Genomic DNA, 18,469 nt, shown 5'->3' with positions numbered 1-18,469 from the left:
AGCGGCAGATCGCGCCCCCCTCTCCTTGGGGAGGTGCCAAGAGCCGCGTTGCCCGATCCTATTGCCTCTGACAGAAATCTGAAGGGACAAGATCAATGACTATCGGCTTCGAGGGCCGCGTTGCCATCGTGACGGGAGCAGGAAACGGGCTCGGACGGGCCTATGCGCTTGAGCTGGCACGCCGCGGCGCCAAGCTTGTTGTCAACGACCTGGGCGGTGCGCGCGACGGCACGGGCACCTCGGGGACCGCAGCTCAGGTGGTGGTCGACGAGATCATCGCAATGGGCGGTGAAGCATTCGCCAACGCTGGCAGCGTGACCGATGAGAACAATGTCGCGGCGATGGTTGCGGAAGCCAAGGCCAAGTGGGGCCGCATCGACATCCTGATCAACAACGCCGGGATCCTGCGCGACAAAAGTTTCGCCAAGATGTCGATCGCCGACTTTCGTCTGGTGCTCGACGTCCATCTGATGGGTTCGGCGATCTGCACCAAGGCGGTGTGGGACACGATGCGCGAACAGAACTACGGCCGCATCCTGATGACCACCTCGTCGACCGGCCTCTACGGCAATTTCGGCCAGTCCAACTATGGTGCGGCCAAGCTCGGCCTTGTCGGCTTCATGAATTCGCTCGGCATCGAGGGCGCGAAAAACAACGTCCATGTGAACACGATCGCGCCCGCCGCCGCGACGCGCATGACCGAGGACATCCTCCCCGCCGAGGTGCTGGAGAAGATGGGCTCCGAGACCGTCGTGCCTGCCGCGCTTTTCCTCGTCAGCGAGGGGGCACCCAACCGCACGACACTGGCGGCGGGCGCCGGCGGCTTCCAGCGCGCCTACATCACCTTGACGCGCGGGGTCCGCGTCGATGCCGATGCGATGTCCCCGGAAACCGTGGCGACGCAGTTCGAAAAAATCGGCGGCCGCGAAAACGAACTCCTTCCCGAGAATGCCTTCGTCCAATCGGCGCTCGGCCTCGGTAAGCTCTGACCCACACGCAATTGCCCGGAGGGCTGACAGATGACACGCAAGACCTTCGTTGCCGGCGTCGGTATGGTTCCCTTTGCCAAGCCGGGCGCGAGCGAGAGCTATGAGAAGATGGGCGCGGCCGCCACGCGCTTGGCACTGGCGGACGCGGGCATCGGCTACGGCGCGGTCGAGGAGGCCTATGCCGGTTACATCTACGGAGACACCTGCAGCGGCCAGCGTGCGCTTTACGAAGTCGGGCTGACCGGCATTCCCATCTTCAACGTCAACAACGCCTGTTCGACCGGATCCAACGCAATCTATCTTGCACGGCGGGCGATCGAAACCGGCGTGGCGGACGTGGTGCTCGCGGTCGGCTTCGAGCAGATGAATCCGGGAGCGCTCGGCGCGGTCTTCCGTGACCGGCCCAAATCGACCGAGCGCTTCGAGGACAGCGCCAGGGACATTCTCGGCGCATCCGACATACCGACGGCAATCCGCTTATTCGGCGGTGCTGGCTTCGATCACATGAAGCGCCATGGCACGCCGCTCGAATCCTTCGCCAAAATCCGCGCCAAGGCAAGCCGGCACGCGGCGCGCAACCCGCTCGCGGTCTTTCGAAAGGAAGTGACGGCCGAGGAAGTCATGGCCGACCAGGTGATCTGGCCGGGCGTGATGACCCGCCTGATGGCGTGTCCGCCGACATGCGGGGCGGCTGCTGCGGTGCTGTGCAGCGAGGACGCTGCGAAGAAATTCGGGCTCGACACCCGCGTCTGGATCGCGGGACAGGCCATGACCACCGATACCGCCGATACCTTCGAAAGCCAGGACATGCGCCGGGTCGTCGGTTACGGGATGGCACAGCGCGCGGCGGAACAGCTCTATCATGCCACCGGCATCGGACCCGACGATGTCGACGTCGTCGAACTCCATGACTGCTTCGCGCACAACGAGCTTATCATCTACGAAGCGCTCGGCCTCTGTCCCGAGGGCGGCGCACAGAAATTCATCGACGACGGCGACAACACCTATGGTGGACGCTACGTCGTCAATCCGTCGGGCGGTCTCCTGTCCAAGGGGCACCCGATCGGTGCGACGGGGCTCGCCCAGTGCGTCGAGCTGACGCAGCAGCTTCGCGGCACGGCGGACGCGCGCCAGGTCGAGGGGGCTCGCGTAGCACTTCAGCACAATGTCGGCGTCGGCGGCGCGTGCGTCGTCACCATGTACCGGAACTGACGCGTGGAGTTCCGCCCCGATCCCGAGCTTGAGGCCTTTCGCCAGACGGTCCGCACCTTCCTGCGCGAAAAGCTGCCCGTCGATCTCGCGCATCTGTCGATCGGCATGTTCTCGCCGCGCGAGGCGATGAGCCGATGGCAAGCGATCCTCCATGGGCAGGGATGGGCGGCGCCTAGCTGGCCGGTTGATCGAGGCGGCACGGGATGGAGCGTCGAGCAGCGGCTCATATTCGACGATGAATGTTCCGCCGCAGGCACTCCAACACAGGACACCTTCGCCCAGAAGCTCCTGGGCCCGGTGCTCAACCATTTCGCCACGCCCGAGCAATGGCAGGAGCACGCTCCACCGATCCTGAAGGGCGAACGCAAATGGTGCCAGGGTTTCTCCGAACCCGGAGCGGGTTCCGACCTCGCGTCGTTGCGAACGAAAGCCGAGCGCCGGGGCGACCATTATGTCGTCAACGGCCAGAAGATATGGACGACCAACGCGCACCGCGCAGACTGGATCTTCCTGCTGGTTCGCACCGATCCTGAGGCACGCAAGCAGGCAGGAATCAGCTTCCTCCTCGTTGACATGAAGACGCCGGGGATCACCGTCCGACCGATCTGGGGCATTGATGGGCACCACCATCTGAACGAGGTGTTCTTCGACGAGGTCGAGGTGCCCGCCGCCAATCTCATCGGCGCCGAAAACATGGGCTGGAGCATCACCAAGTTCCTGCTCAACAACGAGCACGCCTACACCGCAGATTTGCCGTTGCTGAAGCGCTATCGGGGGGAAATGAGGCGGCTTGCCGTGACGCAATCCGTCGGCGGGACACGGCTGATCGACCGGCCCGAGGTTGCACACCGGATCGCGTTATTCGAAACCGAGCTGCGCGCGGTGGAAATGATGGTCCAGCGCACCGCCGCCCTCCACGGCGACCAGGGGCACTTCGCCCACGCGATGGGATCGATGCTCAAGCTGCGCGGGACCGACCTCCAGCAGCGCATGAGCGTGTTCATGGTCGAGTTGCTTGGCGACAGCGGTGCCGTGGCGGACACGCAATCCACCAACGACCTCGCGGCGGAAATGTTCTTCCGGCGTGCCTCCACGATCTACGGCGGATCAAGCGAGGTGCAGCGCGGCATCGTCGCCAAGCTGATGTTCGGGCTCTGAGGAACGGACAATGGACTTCACACTCAATACCGAACAGCAGTTGCTGAGCGATAGCGTCGCTCGCTTCATTCAGACTGAATATGACTTTGAGACGCGAGCCAAGTCGGTCGGTTCCGGCGATCAGAGGAGGGCGTCCCGTTGGGACACCTTTGCTGCGAACGGCTGGCTGGCGGCGGCCGTGCCCGGCGATCTGGGGGGATGGGGAGGCACGGCCGTCGAAACTGCGGTGATCAGCCAGCAGCTCGGCCGCGCCCTGTTTGCAGGGCCTTGGCTCGGGAGCGCGGTGCTCGCGACGCAGGTGCTCATCGCCAGCGGAAATCAGGCACTCATCCGCGAATGGCTTCCTTTACTTTGCGATGGGTCGCGCCGGCTGGCGCTTGCCTATAGCGAGCAGGGCGCGCGTGGCATCGCACATATCGTCGAGACGCGGGCCACCAAGGATGGCGCAACGCACAGGATCAGCGGGCGCAAAACGCTGGTGCTTGGCGGGCTCGGGGTGGATGCGTTCATCGTGTCCGCACGCAGCGATGGAGCAATCAACGATCGGAATGGGGTGGGGCTGTTTCTGGTCGCGGCCGACGCCGCGGGTCTTTCCATGACCGCTACAAAGCTTCACGACGGCACCGAGGCAGCGGACCTGGCATTCGAAGAGGTTCCCGCCACCGTCATATCGAGCAATGCGGCCGACGGCCTGGATGGGCTGGAATACGGGCTGTCCCACGCGATGCTGGCGCTGTGCGCCGAGCTCGTCGGCTGCATGGAACGGTCGATCGAGATCACCGCAGAGTATCTGCGCACGCGAAAGCAATTTGGCGTGCCGATCGGCAGCTTCCAGAGCCTGCAGCATCGCATGGCCGACATGGTGGCCGAGATGGAGCTTGCGCGCTCGATGCTGTTCGCCGCGCTCGCTTCGTTCGAGAATGACGACGTTGCGACACACCGGCGCGTTCTTGACGGAGCCAAGACGCTGATCACGACGGCTGCGCGCAATGTCTGCGGCCAGGGCATCCAGCTCCACGGCGGCATCGGCATGACCGAAGAATGCGCGATCGGCCATTATTTCAAGCGCGCGGTCGTGGCCGATGCGCTCTTTGGCAGCTCCTCGCTTCACGAGGCCGCATGCGCTGCGGCGCTTCAAGACGAGCTTCGGGCCGTACACGCATGACCGCTGACAAGAAGGGCCCCCTCGCCGGCCTGAAGGTGCTGGAGATCGCGGGTATCGGCCCAACGCCTTTTTGCGGAATGCTGCTCGCCGATCTCGGCGCCGATGTGGTCGTTGTCGATCGCACGGTCCCGAACGCGCAGAATATCGATCTCGGGAGCGCCGCCATCACCCAACGCGGCAAACGCTCGATGGCGGCCGACCTCAAGTCGCCCGCCGATGTCGCGCGGGTCCTGGATCTGGTCGAGCGATGCGACGTGTTGATCGAGGGGATGCGCCCGGGCGTCATGGAGCGGTTGGGACTCGGCCCTGACATTTGTCTCAAGCACAATCCGCGGCTCGTCTACGGCCGGATGACGGGTTGGGGGCAGCAGGGGCCGCTCGCCCATGCAGCGGGCCATGACATCAACTATATCGCGCTGTCGGGCGCGCTCTGGTACTCGAGCGAGCCGGGAGAACCTCCCTTTTCGCCGCCAAGCCTTGTAGGCGACATGGGCGGTGGAGCGCTCTACCTTGCGGTTGGATTGTTGGCGGCGGTGACGAACGCCCGCACGACCGGCGACGGTCAGGTGGTCGACGCCGCGATCGTCGATGGCAGCGCACATATGATGAACCTTCTTTTGAGCCTGAAGGCGGCAGGCGAGTTCACGACCACAAGGGGTGAGAGTGTTCTCGATGGTCCTCCCTGGTACGCAACATACCGGTGCTCCGACGGCCACTTCATTTCGCTGGGTTCGCTTGAGCCGAAATTCTATGCCGAGCTGCGCGAGAAACTGGGCCTGGCCGACGACCCCGAATTTGCGCAGACCCGCGAGCCGAAGTCCTGGCCAGACCTCAAGAGGCGCTTCGGCGATCTGTTCGCGATGCGCACACGTGCCGATTGGTGTGTGCTGCTCGAGGGAACCGACGCCTGTTTCGCGCCCGTTCTCGATCCTGACGAAGCGGCAAGGCACCCGCATATGGCGGCGCGCGACATCTATCGGGAAGTCGACGGCGTGCTTCAGGCCGCGCCCGCTCCACGCTTTTCAGGAACGCCCGCGTCCCTGCCCGGCTCGATCCGTGCGGTCCGTACCGATGCCGGTGAGATACTGGACGACTGGGCTTTCGGCTAGTCGATCAACCCTTGGCGCCGCGCCCAGATCATCGCGTCGTAGCGGCTCGATACGCCGAGCTTTATGAAGATGTTCTTCAAATTCCACTTCACCGTTTCTAGCGTGATGTTGAGTGTCAGCGCGATGCGCTTGTTGGACATCCCGGCGGCTACCAGCCCCAAAATCTCGATCTCGCGGGGCGTGAGCAGTGTCTTGGACCGCGGATCGGCGGCATCGGCTGCAATGGGACCGTCGTTGCTGCCGAAGTGCTTGAGCAGCTTTTCCAGATAGTCCTGCGAACGACTGTCCAGCCGGTTTGCCGCGAACAGCCCGCCAAGCAGCTTTTGCAATGCTTCGCCTTCGTCGACAAAAGTCCGGATCAGGCCCAACTCCGCGCCCGTGCGGACGAGTTGGGCCAATTGTTCCAACGCTTTCTCGGTTCTTGTCGTGGCGTCGAGCGCGAGCGTCCTAACGAGGCCCAGGCTGATGCGCAGTCGCCCGCGCCCAATTTTATTGGCGATCTCGTCAGCACCCTGGGCGGCGTGCAATGCCGAGTCGCAATCGCCTGCATGCAGCGCAAGTCGCGCGCGCGCGAGCCCTGCCACAATCAGAATCTCCGACGAAAAGGCGGGAGTCGGGTCGACGCGCGATGCCATCGCGTCCAGATCGGCGACCAGTTCCGCGGCACGTTTGTCGTTGCCCGATCCAAGGAGGATCCGGACCTGCTCACCGACAACAAAGGCCAGCGCGCGATCGAGCCCCAATGAACGGAAGTAGCTTGCGCGGCGCTCGAGCAGCGCCAGCGCGGTGTGAGCGGAATCCTGCAACAGGTCGAGCCGCACCTCGCAGAGGGTCGACCAGATCATGAGCTGGGGCGAGGAGGTCTTGAGGCTACTCTGGCGGTTTGCCAGCAATTCACGCGCATCGTCGATGCGATCAAGTTCGTAATAGACTTCTGCGAGCCCCACAGCGCTCAGCGTGGCGCCGGTCGACGAACGGCCGTGGGTGGCGGCCGACCGGCCGTATACGACGGTCGCAACCTTCTCCGCTTCAACCACCTTGCCCATCATGATCAGCATCACGGTCCGGCAGCCGGCAACCCTTTGCGCCATCGCATTGTCGTTGTCCTCGGGCGGGATCGGGTTGAGATCGAGAATCTGAAGCGCATCGATGAACCGCCCGGCGGCGGCCAGCGACATCGCGCGGATCATGAGATAAACATAGCGCTCGAAGGCGCTGCCAGCTTCACCAAGCTGGCGAGAATCGAGACTTGTCACGCTCTGCGCGGAATCGTCGCGCTGAAAGGAGATCGTCGCATTGACCAGCGCGATCTTGAACATCGTCGCGCAGTCGTCTCTCGCATGTTCGTTGAGCTTCGCAGCCCAGGCCGTAGCGCGAGAAGGCGTTCCCGCCATCGCGAGCGTCAGGCTGCCGAGATAGAGCAGGCGTGGATGCGCCGCGATGGCATCCAGCGACAGGTTTTCGACCAGATGGAGCAGCGGGCCGAGATAGCTGAGCTGCCATGTGCCGGGAACGGCGCGCTCGATGATCGCAACCGCCCCTTCCAGATCGTCCGCGAGCATCGCATGGCGGACCGCCTCGACGATGAGCCTGCGATCGGCAAACCAATTGCTCGCGCGACGATGCAGAGCCTTCATCGCATCTGGTCCCCGGCGTGCGAGGCGTGCTGCCAGAAATTCGGCGAAGAGCGGGTGGAAGCGATACCAGGGCGACCGGTTGTCGGACTCTGCCCGAGTGATGAGCAGATTCTCATCCTCGATCCGGGCGAGCAGGCTTGCTGAATCCTCGCGGCCGGTGAGCGCCTCCGCGAGCGATCCGTTGAACCGGCGGCAAATGGAGAGTGTCTCCATGAAGGCCGACAGTTCGACGGGCAGATGACCGACGACGTCCTCGGCAAGATAGTGCTGCAGGTCGGACGATTGCCAGGCAAGGCTGGACAGTGTCGCGCGGCTTTCGGGGCGGTTCTTGAGCACGATCGACACAAGCTGCAGGCTTGCCGGCCAGCCATTGGTGAAGTCGTGTATCTGCCGCACCTCGTCCGCGGTGAGCCGTGCATTGCCGATATTCTGGGCGAGGAAGGTCCGCGTTTCGGCGACGTCGAAGGGAAGATCGGCACATTCGATCTCGCTGACCTGCCCCATGACGCGAAGCTTGGCGACGCTCAGCGGAGGCAGTGCGCGCGAGGCGATGATCATGTGAAGATTGGGCGGGCCGTGATCGAGCAGCTTCTGCACGAGCTTGTGCGCCCAGGGATCCTCGACATGGTGATAGTCGTCGAGGATCAGGTACAGGTCATGGTCGATAGCGGCCGCCCCGTTCACGATCGCGACGACGAGCCCGTCGAGCTGTGCATTGCCCTCGCGCGCCAGCGGCAGCTCGTCCTGGACCGCGACGCCAAGCCGGGCAAACGCGGCGAGGAGATGCGTGCAGAAGTTGGGAAACTGCTTTTCGTCGGGGTTGAGTGACAGCCAGGCGACCGGAGAGCCTGCCTTCATCAATTCCTGTCGCCACTGCGCGAGCAGGATCGTCTTCCCGAATCCTGCACTGCCCGTGATCAGCAGTAACCGGCAATGCCGTTCGCGTCGCAGTGCCGCGAGAAGGTGGCTGCGTACGAGATGGCGCGAGCCGATCCTTGGCGGCGCGAACTTGGTGGAGACGAGCAGCTTCTCGAGGTCGGTGGGCAGATGCGGCGTGTTCATGCGATGCTAGGGGTTCCGGCTTTGGCTTGGACCTACACCCCCTCGAAGCGGCGCGTCCACCCCCTCCCCAAGGGGGGTTAGATCGCGCGGCGCCCGCCCATAGCCTCGCATCCAATAGCAATAGCGCCGAACGGAGTCAGAGGTGCCGATTTCATATTCAAAGGCGGGCGCCGTTGGCTGGCTGGTGCTGGATCGCCCCGATGCGCTCAACAGCCTCGACCGCGAGAGCGTGCAGCAATTCACCGAGCGGCTCGCGACCTGGCGCGATGATGCAAGCGTGCGCGTGCTGGTGGTCACCGGTAGCGGGCGCGCCTTTTGCGCGGGCGCCGATCTCAAGCAGGCGGGAAGCAAGCCCGAACCGGGAGAGAAGGACCTGCTCGATCTGATCGTGATCCTGTTCGACGCGCTGCGCAGCTTTCCCAAACCCGTCATCGCGGCGGTCAACGGGCTGGCCTTCGCGGGCGGGCTGGAAGTCGTCTTGTGCTGCGATCTCGTCATCGCGGCCGAGACTGCGCGTTTCGGCGATGCACATTCCAATTTCGGCGTGTTTCCGGGGGGCGGCGGTGCGGCGATCCTGCCGCGCAAGATACCGGCGAATGTCGCGCGCTACCTGCTCTTCACGGGCGAGGCATTGAGTGCCGCAGACGCCAGGCTCTATGGCCTCGTCAATGAAGTCGTGCCCGCGGGCGAACTCGAAACGCACGTTCAGGCGCTTGCCGATCGACTAGCGGCGAAGAGCCCGCTGGTGCTGGCGGGCATGAAGCGCGTCGCGAACGAGGCGGCCGACAAGAGCGCCGCGGATGCGCTGCGCCACGAGCTGCTCGAATGCCGCAATCACGGCCGTAGCTGGGACATCACCGAAGGGCTCGCCGCATTCCGCGAGAAGCGCGAACCGCAGTTCAAGGGCTACTGAAATGGCATCGGACGACATCTACATCGTCGGCGTGGGGATGACCCCGTTCGGACGGCATTTCGACAAAAGCGTCAAGCAGCTCACGGCTTGGGCGGTGGAGGATGCGCTGGCGGACTCGGAGTGCGATCGCGCAGCGATCGGTGCGGCGTTCTTCGGCAATACCGGCCAGGGTCATTTCGACGGCCAGCATATGATCCGCGGCCAGGTTGCGCTGCTGCCGCTCGGCATCAAGGGCATTCCCATCCACAATGTCGAGGCAGCCTGCGCGTCAGCCAGCGCCGCCTTCAACCTCGCGGTAACGCATCTGCGCGCGGGCGCGGCGGACGTCGCGCTCGCGGTGGGCGCGGAGAAAATGTACTATCCCGACAAGGCGAAGATGTTCGGCATTTTCCAGTCGGCCTGGGACATCGAGACCGCCGACACCAACGCGGATGCGTACAAGGCACTCGGCGCCGGACTGGAAATCCCCACGGGAACGACCTCGGACAAGCCCTACAGCAACTTCATGGACGTCTATGCCGGCAACGGCCGCGCGTTGATGCTGCGTTATGGCATCACCCAGCGGCAGGTCGCGGCGGTTGCGTCAAAGAACCACGGCCATTCGGTCCACAACGAGCGTTCGCAATACCGGATGCCGATGACGATCGAGGAAGTGCTCGCCGCGCCGCCGATCACCTATCCGCTTACGCTGCCGATGTGCTCGCCGATTTCTGACGGCGCCGCCGCCGCCATCGTCTGCACCGAGGAGGCGATGAAGCGATATGGTTTCGACAGGACGCGCGCGATCAGGGTGCTCGCTTCGGCGATGCGCACCGCCTCGGGCCGTGCCGTCGATGATTACGAGAACCATGTTTCCCACCTGCTGGCGCGTCAGGTTTACGAGCAAGCGGGCATCGGTCCCGAGGACATCGACGTCGCCGAGCTGCACGACGCTGCGTCGATCGGCGAGCTTTCGGGCTGTGAACATCTCGGCCTGTGCAAGCCCGGCGACAGCGGCGCGATGGCCGAGCGCGGCGACACCACGATCGGCGGCAAGCTGCCGATCAATACCTCGGGCGGTCTCGAATCCAAGGGGCACCCGATCGGGGCGACCGGCCTCGGCCAGATCTTCGAGATCGTCCAGCAGCTTCGCGGCGAGTGCGGCCAACGTCAGGTCGAGGGCGCGCGCATCGGCATGCAGGTGAATGGCGGCGGCGTCTGGGGGATCGAGGAAAGCGTCGATCACATCGGATTATTCGGCCGCGCCTGAACGAAAAATCAAGGAACGATAATGACCTATATTCAACCCACCGAGGAACAGCGCCTTGCTGTCGAGGGCTTTCGCAAGTTCCTGCACGGCGAGATCAAGCCGATCGCGCGCGAATATGCCGACCGTTTCATCCCCAAGGACAAGATGCGCGAGATCACGCAGGCGATTGCCGAGTTCGGCATGCCCGGGGCCGCGGTGCCGGTCGAATATGGCGGACTTGGACTCGGCTTCGTCACGCAGGCGATGCTGTTCGAGGAGCTGGTCACCGTCTCGGTCGATATCGGCCTGTGCGTGATGATCAACAACGGTGCCGCCGAGCACCTCAGCCATGCGCCCGATCATATCCGCGAAAAGTATCTGCCGGGCGTGCTGGCGGGCAAGCTGTTCGGCAGCTTCGCGATCAGCGAGCCCGACGTCGGATCCAATGTTGCCGACATCAAGACGCGCGCGGTTCGCGAGGGTGACCATTTCATCGTCAACGGCGAGAAGACGTGGATCACCAATGGCCATTATTCCGACTTCGTGATCTGCACCGCCCGGACGGGCGAAAAGGCGCTCTCGCATATTCTCATCGACCGCGAGGAGCATGGTTACGAGAGCCGGAACATCGAGAAGATCGCGCTCAATTCGCAGTCGACGGCGCAGCTCTTCTTCACCGATGCGCGGGTGCCGGTCGCCAATCTCCTGGGCGGCGAAGGCGAAGGCCTCAAGAACACGATGAAAACGTTCGAGCGGGCGCGATGCCATGTCGGCCTGCTCTCGGTCGGCCTGATGCGCGCCGCGCTCGAGGAATCGATCGCCTATTCCAAGGAGCGCAAGCAGTTCGGCAAGGTGATCGCGGCGCACCAGCTCATCGCCGCGAAGATCGCGGAGATGGCGACGCTCACCGATGCCGCGCGGCTGCTCTGCTTCCGGGCGCTCTCGCTGATCGATGCGGGCGTGCGGTGCGATCTTCAGTCGTCGATGGCCAAATGGTTCGCAACCGAGGCGGGCGTGAAGGTCTGCCGCATGGCTGTCCAGCTCCATGGCGGCAACGGGCTGACCAAGGAATTCAGTGTCGAGCGTCTTGCGCGCGAGGCGATCGTGATCCCGATCCCCGACGGGACAACCGAGATCCAGAAGCTCATCATCGCGCGCGGTCTCACCGGCATCCCGGCGTTCGTCTGAGCGATGATCGACCGCTCTCATATCGGAAAGGCGCTTCCTCAGTCCGTTCTGCGGGTTGAGGCGGGCCGCCTTCAGTTCTTCGCCAAGGCGATCGGGGAAACCAACCCGATCTACCTTGATGAAGCGGCCGCCCAGGCGGCTGGCTACTCCTCTCTGCCCGCGCCACCGACCTTCATCTTTGCCGCCGCGCAGGATGCGGGGACGATGGCGCGGGGCCTTGTCGACATGGGTGTCGACACCAGGCGCGTGCTGCACGCAGAGCAGGGCTTCACCTATCACGGCATGGTGCTTGCGGGGGACATGATCACCGTCACCACGCGTGTCTTCGACATCTACGACAAACGCGACGGCGCGCTCGAGTTCATCGTGCTCGACTCTGCCGCCGCAAACCAGAAGGGAGCCATGGTCGCCGAGATGCGCGCCGTGGTCGTGGTGCGGCATTGAACGGCGGCACGCAGACGATCGCCGCGGGCGACGAACTTCCGCCCCTAGCGCTGCCACCGCTCAGCCGCACGACCTGCGCCTTGTTCGCGGGCGCATCGGGCGATCACAATCCGATCCATATCGATATCGATGCGGCGAAGGCTGCGGGCCTGCCCGACGTGATCGGCCACGGGATGCTCTCAATGGCGATGCTAGGGCGCCTGCTGACCGGCTGGATGCCGCAGGCGCATCTGCGGTCGTTCACGGTCAGGTTCCAGGAACCGACGCTGATCGGCGACGCGGTCACATGCGCGGGACGCGTTCTGGAACGCACCGAAGCCGGGCAGGAGGTGCTGATCCGTGTCGAGATCAGCGCGGTCGACCAGCAAGGCAAGATCAAGACCGTGGGAGAGGCGACCGCCGCGCTGACGATCGAAAATGAAAACGAGACGCCGTAAAGGCGAATATGGGGAGGATTTGATGACCAGAAGAATGCTGTTTGCATCGGCCTGTGCGTTTGCGCTCAGCGCTGGTGGCGCAAACGCCCAGAATGAGGCGCCAGTCGATGAGCCGACGGCGGAGGAGCAGGGAATCATCGTCACCGCGCAGCGCCGTGCCGAAGCGTTGTCGGACGTTCCGATCGCGGTCAGCGCCATCGGCGCGGAACAACTGCAGAACACCGGGCTCACCGACATCCGCGCGCTGAACCAGTTGGCGCCGTCGCTCGTCATCAACACCGGTACCAGCGAAGCGACGACCGCTGCGCGTATTCGCGGCATTGGCACGGTCGGCGAGAATCCCGGCCTCGAGTCGTCGGTGGCGCTGTTCGTCGACGGCGTGTACCGGTCGCGGACGGGCGTCGGCATGACCGATCTTGGCGAGATCGAACGCATCGAAGTGCTGCGCGGTCCGCAAGGAACGCTGTCGGGGCGCAATGCAACCGCGGGCACGATCAACATCCTGACCAAGGGTCCCGAATTCGACCTCGGCGGATATGCCGCGGCGAGCTACGGCAATTACGATTATATGCGGCTCGAGGGCGGCGTCACCGGGCCGCTCGTGAGCGATGTCCTCGCGGCGCGTATCGATGCCTCATGGACCAAGCGCGATGGCTTCATCGAACAGGTCACCCCCGGCGAGCCGGATATCAACGATCGCGATCGCTGGATGGTGAAGGGCCAGTTGCTCTTCACGCCCAATGACGACATCAGCTTCCGCCTGATCGGCGACTATACGAGCCGCGACGAGAATTGCTGCGGCAACGCCTATGTAGCGCCGATCCAGATGCTGACGCGCACCAGCCCGGCGGGCGGCACGCCGCGATTCGGCCCCAACCCGCTCCATCCGATCCTGCAGGCATTGGGCGCCAATATCCAATTGCCCGCGGACAATAAGGGCTATCTGCGCCGGACCGCGACAACTGCGGGCAGGCCCTATACCGCGGAGATGGAGGACTGGGGTTTCTCGGGCGAGCTCAACTGGCAGCTAGGCAACACCGCGCTGACCTCGATCACCGCCTATCGCGATTATTTCTACAGTCAGGGCGTCGATGCCGACTTCAACGCCGCCGACATCCTGATCATTCCCAATCGCGATCGGGAATTCCGTGTCTTCAGCCAGGAACTCCGCCTGCAGGGCACGCTGCTCGATGATCGGCTCGACTGGCTGGTCGGCGGATTCTACGCCGACGAGACGCTGAAGACGAGCGACGACATCAAGTTCGGCGCGGATTACGAGAAGTGGGCGAACTGCCTCGTCGCGGTGCAGACCGGCCAGCCTATCAATACCAATGTGCCGACCTGCACCAACGGAACGCTGCCCGGCGGCGGCTTCGGCGGGATCGCCACCGCATTGGGCGCCCGCCGGTTGCCCGGAACCGGCGCCATCGCGAACATCTTCGAGCAGAAGAGCCGCAACTATGCGCTGTTCACGCACAATGTGATCCAGATCATTCCGAGCAAGCTCGCGCTCACGCTCGGGCTGCGCTACACCAACGAGCGCAAGACGCTGGAATCCAGCGCGAACATGAACAATGATCTGTGCACGAAGATCAACGCTTCGCCGTTCAGGACATTGGCGGCGTTGCCCTGCCTCATCAACGCCACCGCGCCGAGCTTCGCCAAGGGCGATCCGGGTACCCGCAAGTCGGAGGACGAATGGACCGGCACCGCGGTGCTGAGTTACCACTTCAGCGATGACGTGATGGGCTATGCCTCCTATTCGCGTGGCTACAAGGCGGGCGGGTACAACCTCGACGTCAACGCCATCGACCGGCCCTGCGTGACGACGGGCGGCACGCCCGCGCAGAACGCCGCCTGTGTCGCGCAGCTTGCCACCGCTCCGGCCTTCACACCGCTCAACGGCCGTCCAGAGGCGACCGATATGCAATTCGGTTCCGAGACTGTCGATGCATATGAAATCGGCCTGAAATGGGATGGCCGCATGATCGACGTCAATGCGGCGCTGTTCTACCAGAGCTTCAACAACTTCCAGATCAACGTCTTCAACGGCATCAATTTCGAGGTCACCAACCTTCAGGCCTGCAAGGACGATCTGAACGGCGCCGACCAGGACAACAGCGCGGCGACGGGCGCGTGTGCGCCAGACCGGCTAAAGCCGGGCGTCGTGTCCAAGGGCGCCGAGCTGGAGGTTTTCGCCTATCCGGCGGATCATCTGCAACTGAGCACCGGCTTCACCTATCTCGATGCCAAATATCAGCGGAATCTTGCCGGCACCAACGGGCGGCCGCTCATCCCGAACCTGTTCCAGTTCCCCGGGCGACGAACCTTCTCGTCGGAATATTCAGTCACGGGTGCGGCGACCTGGACGCCGCCGCTCTCCGATACGCTGTCGGGTCTGGTGCATGTCGATTTCCGCTACATGAGCGACATCAACACCGGTGGCGATGCCGACTTCGAAAAGAGGCAGGATGGCTACGGCATCATCAATGGTCGCATCGGCGTCTATGGCGAGGACAAGCGCTGGGGCATCGAGCTCTGGGGCCAGAATCTGCTGAATACGAAATACCAGACGACGTTATCCGACGCCCCGTCGCAGGGTAGCGGCACCTATCGCGCCGTCGCCGCCCCCGCCTCGTCGGGCTTCGGTGCAACGTCGACGCAGATCTTCCTGGCCTTCCCGGGCGATCCGCGCACCTATGGCGTGACGCTCAGGACGCGCTTCTGACATGAGCACGGTGCAGGGGGCGGGCATCGGGCTGCCCCCTGCACCGGCTGCGACCGCGCAAATATGCTCCGGTGACGCAAAAATGCGGCGGATACGGAGGGATGAAAATGAAGATTGACCAGCACTTCCCCGCAGTTTCCAGACAATCGTTCCGCTTATCGACCGCGATATTCGCAGCCTTGCTGGCGGGGCCCGTGATGCTCGTATGCCCTGCGATGGCAGAAGCGCCTCGCGCCACGGCGAAGCCCGCCAGCAATGCCACGGCGACGCGAAATGCCGCTGTGCTCGATCGCCTGCCCGTGACCGATCGAGACGATTACGAGGCTGTGCGGCGCGGCCTCGTTGCTTCCTTTCGCGACAATATCGTGGACGCCGATGGAAATACCGTTCTGGATATCAAGACCTATGATTTTCTGAAGCACGCGAAGAGTCCTGACAAGATCAATCCCAGCCTCTGGCGGATGGCGCAGCTCAACGCCAATGCCGGACTCTTCAAGGTCACCGATCGCGTCTACCAGATGCGCGGGTTCGATCTTGCCAACATGACGATCATCGAGGGCGATCATGGCCTCATCGTCGTCGATCCGCTGACGACGACCGAAACCGCACGCGCGGCGCTGGACTTCTATGCACGCCACCGCCCGAAGCGATCTGTTGTCGCGGTGATCTATACACACAGCCATCTGGATCATTTCGGCGGGGTCCGCGGCGTCGTCGACGAAGCCGATGTCAAGGCGGGCAAGGTGAAGATCTATGCGCCCGCGGGCTTCATGCAAGAGGCGGTCAGCGAAAACGTCTTTGCCGGCACAGCGATGCTCCGCCGTGCTCAATATCAGACCGGCGCTCCTGTCACGCGTGGCGAGCGCGGCCAGATCGACACCGGGATCGGCAAGGTCGGCCCGCGAGGGGGGAGCGTCAGTCTCATTGCACCGACTGACCTCGTGACGGCACCCTATGAAACGCTCAAGATCGACGGCGTCGAGTTCGAGTTCCAGATGACCCCCGGCACCGAGGCGCCCGCCGAAATGAACTTCTACCTGCCCCGGTTTCGCGCGCTGGGCATGGCCGAGAACGCGACGCGCACAATGCACAATATCCTCACGCCGCGCGGTGCGCTGGTTCGCGACGCCCGGGCCTGGGGCCGATTTCTCGACGACAGTCTCGTTCGCTACGGACCCCGAGCCGAAGTGATGTTCGCGCAGCACAACTGGCCGACCTGGGGGCGCGAGCGCATCGAAACGATGCTGGCCGACCAGCGCGACATGTACAGCTTTCTCAACGACCGGACGCTGCACCTCGCCAATCAGGGGCTCACGCCGGTCGCGATTGCCGAGGCGATGAAGACGCTCCCCGGCAATCTTGAAAGCAAATGGTACACGCGCGGCTATTACGGCACACTCAGCTTCAATTCGCGCGCGGTCTACCAGCGCTATCTGGGCTTTTACGACGCTAATCCCGCGAACCTCGATCCTTTGCCGCCCGCTGAAAACGCCCAGCATTATGTCGAAGCCATGGGCGGACGCGACCGCGTGCTGGATCTCATGCGCAAGGCTATGGCGGCCGGCGACTATCGCTGGGCGGTCCAGCTCGGCAACCATCTGGTGTTCGCCCAGCCCGACGATCAGAAGGCTCGCAACACGCAGGCCGATGCGCTCGAGCAACTGGGCTATCAGGCCGAGAGTTCGATTTGGCGCAACATGTACCTGACAGGCGCGACCGAGCTGCGAAATGGCGTACAGGCCAAGGGCGGACGAACGACGCCGGACATGGTCCGCGCGCTCGATCCCGCGATGTTTTTTGATCTGATGGCGATCCGTCTGGATGCGGACAAGGCGCAGGGCCATGACATGACCTTGAACTGGGTGTTCAGCGATCTCGATCGGGCTTTCGCGATCACCGTGCGCAACGGGGTGCTGACCTGGCGCGAAGGCTCGCAGCACGCCGCCGCCGATGCCTCGATCACGATGGACAAGGAAACGCTCGATCGCATCAACCTGCGCGAGATCGACGTGGCGGGCGCGGTGATGGCGGGCCGCGTCCGGATCGAGGGCGATGCCGCAAAGCTGCGCCAGCTCATGGGCATGCTGGTGACGTTCGATCCGGCCTTCAACATCGTGACACCGTGACATGGAGAAAGCGCGAGTGAAGACGCGAAACCCCACGAAACTCGCCGCCCTCATGCTGTGCGTTCTCGGCGGAACCCCTGCCGCCACGCAGTCAGCCCCACCGACAGCGGTGCGGGTTACCCCGGATAATTTCGCGCGGGCCGAGACCGACATGTATTTCACGAATGTCGTCGGTCGCGCGGGGCTGGGCAGGCTGGATCATTACCGCGAACTGATGCCGATCGCGCGACAAACGGTCGTGCGCCCCAATCGCGACACGCTCTATTCCTCGGGCGTGTTCGATCTTGACGCGGGGTCGGTCACGATCACCCTGCCGGACGCGGGCAAGCGCTTCCTCTCGTTGCAGATCATAGACGAGGATCACTACGTGCCGATCGTGGTCTATGGAGGCGGCACGCACCGTTTCACGCGGGAGCAGGTCGGCACGCGCTATATGCTCGCCGGTATCAGAATCCTGATCGATCCGACGGATGCGAAAGATGCCGAAAAAGTCCACGCGCTGCAGGATGCGATCAAGGTGTCGCAACCCGGCGGGCCGGGCGCGTTCGAGGCTCCGCAATGGGACAAGGCGAGCCAGAAGCAGGTGCGTGACGCGCTTGGCGCGCTCCGTGCGACGGTTCCCGACTTCAAGCGCGCATTCGGTCCACGCGGACAGGTGGATCCTGTGCGGCATCTGATCGGCGCGGCTACCGCCTGGGGCGGTAATCCCGACAAGGACGCGACCTACCTCAACGTGACGCCCGCGAAGAATGACGGCGCGACGGTGCATCGGCTGACCGTCGGCGCGGTGCCGGTCGATGGCTTCTGGTCTATCAGCGTCTATAACGCGCAGGGCTATTTCGATGCGTCGCAGAGCAGCTTCACGCTCAACAGCCTTACCGCGAAAAAGAGCCCGGACGGGACGGTGACGGTGCAGTTCGGCGGCTGTAACAAGGCGCCCGCCAATTGTCTCTCGATCGTCCCGGGCTGGAACTACATGGTCCGCCTCTATCGCCCGCGCCCGGAGATCCTCGACAGCCAATGGGTCTTTCCCGAGGCGCAGCCAGCGCCATGACCAGCAACATCGGAGGTTT

The 18,469-nt window shown here is 63.8% G+C and carries 14 protein-coding genes; 13 read left to right on the top strand and 1 reads right to left on the bottom strand.

What is annotated here, in order from left to right; translation table 11 throughout:
* Positions 1 to 95 precede the first annotated feature (95 nt).
* The 5 genes from D3876_RS04790 to D3876_RS04770 are packed head-to-tail and all read left to right on the top strand — an operon-like array spanning position 96 to position 5,633.
* Entirely contained in the window at positions 96 to 989 is an 894-nt protein-coding gene (locus tag D3876_RS04790; RefSeq protein ID WP_119759980.1) for an SDR family NAD(P)-dependent oxidoreductase, read from the top strand.
* A 30-nt stretch (positions 990 to 1,019) separates the two neighbouring features.
* Positions 1,020 to 2,201 (top strand): lipid-transfer protein, encoded by a 1,182-nt coding sequence (locus D3876_RS04785; RefSeq protein WP_119759978.1) that lies wholly within the window; start codon positions 1,020 to 1,022, stop codon positions 2,199 to 2,201.
* A 3-nt stretch (positions 2,202 to 2,204) separates the two neighbouring features.
* Entirely contained in the window at positions 2,205 to 3,359 is a 1,155-nt protein-coding gene (locus D3876_RS04780; protein WP_119759976.1) for an acyl-CoA dehydrogenase family protein, read from the top strand.
* Between the two features lie 10 nt (positions 3,360 to 3,369).
* Positions 3,370 to 4,524, top strand: coding sequence for an acyl-CoA dehydrogenase family protein (locus tag D3876_RS04775; protein WP_119759975.1), 1,155 nt, complete (start codon positions 3,370 to 3,372; stop codon positions 4,522 to 4,524).
* Entirely contained in the window at positions 4,521 to 5,633 is a 1,113-nt protein-coding gene (locus D3876_RS04770; protein WP_119759973.1) for a CaiB/BaiF CoA transferase family protein, read from the top strand. The genes D3876_RS04775 and D3876_RS04770 overlap by 4 nt, the downstream gene beginning before the upstream one ends.
* Here the strand turns inward: D3876_RS04770 and D3876_RS04765 are convergent.
* Complete coding sequence (locus tag D3876_RS04765) at positions 5,630 to 8,332, bottom strand: winged helix-turn-helix domain-containing protein (RefSeq protein WP_119759971.1); 2,703 nt, start codon at positions 8,330 to 8,332, stop codon at positions 5,630 to 5,632. The two genes, D3876_RS04770 and D3876_RS04765, sit on opposite strands and share 4 nt — an antisense overlap.
* Before the next feature lie 142 nt (positions 8,333 to 8,474).
* On the opposite strand from D3876_RS04765, the gene D3876_RS04760 reads away from it, so the two are divergent.
* The 8 genes from D3876_RS04760 to D3876_RS04725 all read left to right on the top strand — a co-directional run bounded on the left by D3876_RS04760 (position 8,475) and on the right by D3876_RS04725 (position 18,450).
* Positions 8,475 to 9,245, top strand: a complete 771-nt coding sequence (locus D3876_RS04760; protein WP_220475416.1) for an enoyl-CoA hydratase/isomerase family protein — start codon at positions 8,475 to 8,477, stop codon at positions 9,243 to 9,245.
* 1 nt (position 9,246) lies between these two features.
* Positions 9,247 to 10,494 carry a thiolase family protein gene (locus tag D3876_RS04755; protein ID WP_119759970.1) on the top strand — a complete coding sequence of 416 codons (1,248 nt, stop codon included), beginning with the start codon at positions 9,247 to 9,249 and terminating at the stop codon, positions 10,492 to 10,494.
* A 21-nt stretch (positions 10,495 to 10,515) separates the two neighbouring features.
* The gene (locus tag D3876_RS04750) at positions 10,516 to 11,661 is read left to right on the top strand and encodes an acyl-CoA dehydrogenase family protein (protein WP_119759968.1); all 1,146 of its coding nucleotides are present in this window, start codon (positions 10,516 to 10,518) and stop codon (positions 11,659 to 11,661) included.
* 3 nt (positions 11,662 to 11,664) lie between these two features.
* Positions 11,665 to 12,105 carry a MaoC family dehydratase N-terminal domain-containing protein gene (locus D3876_RS04745; RefSeq protein ID WP_119759966.1) on the top strand — a complete coding sequence of 147 codons (441 nt, stop codon included), beginning with the start codon at positions 11,665 to 11,667 and terminating at the stop codon, positions 12,103 to 12,105.
* The gene (locus D3876_RS04740) at positions 12,102 to 12,542 is read left to right on the top strand and encodes a MaoC/PaaZ C-terminal domain-containing protein (RefSeq protein ID WP_119759965.1); all 441 of its coding nucleotides are present in this window, start codon (positions 12,102 to 12,104) and stop codon (positions 12,540 to 12,542) included. Before D3876_RS04745 ends, D3876_RS04740 begins: the two co-directional genes overlap by 4 nt.
* Positions 12,543 to 12,564: 22 nt before the next feature.
* Positions 12,565 to 15,270: a TonB-dependent receptor gene (locus tag D3876_RS04735; RefSeq protein WP_182911875.1), complete on the top strand. Its 2,706-nt coding sequence runs from the start codon at positions 12,565 to 12,567 to the stop codon at positions 15,268 to 15,270.
* 107 nt (positions 15,271 to 15,377) lie between these two features.
* A complete protein-coding gene (locus tag D3876_RS04730; RefSeq protein ID WP_220475415.1) occupies positions 15,378 to 17,396 on the top strand; it encodes an alkyl/aryl-sulfatase in 2,019 nt (672 codons plus the stop codon).
* A gap of 16 nt (positions 17,397 to 17,412) precedes the next feature.
* Entirely contained in the window at positions 17,413 to 18,450 is a 1,038-nt protein-coding gene (locus D3876_RS04725; protein WP_238475238.1) for a DUF1254 domain-containing protein, read from the top strand.
* Positions 18,451 to 18,469: the final 19 nt, after the last annotated feature.

The sequence above is a fragment of the Sphingomonas cavernae genome, assembly GCF_003590775.1.
In the GTDB taxonomy this organism is placed as follows: Bacteria; Pseudomonadota; Alphaproteobacteria; order Sphingomonadales; family Sphingomonadaceae; genus Sphingobium_A; species Sphingobium_A cavernae.
The sequence above is the reverse complement of the archived record's forward strand: the minus strand, read 5'-3'. Positions and strand labels throughout refer to the sequence as shown.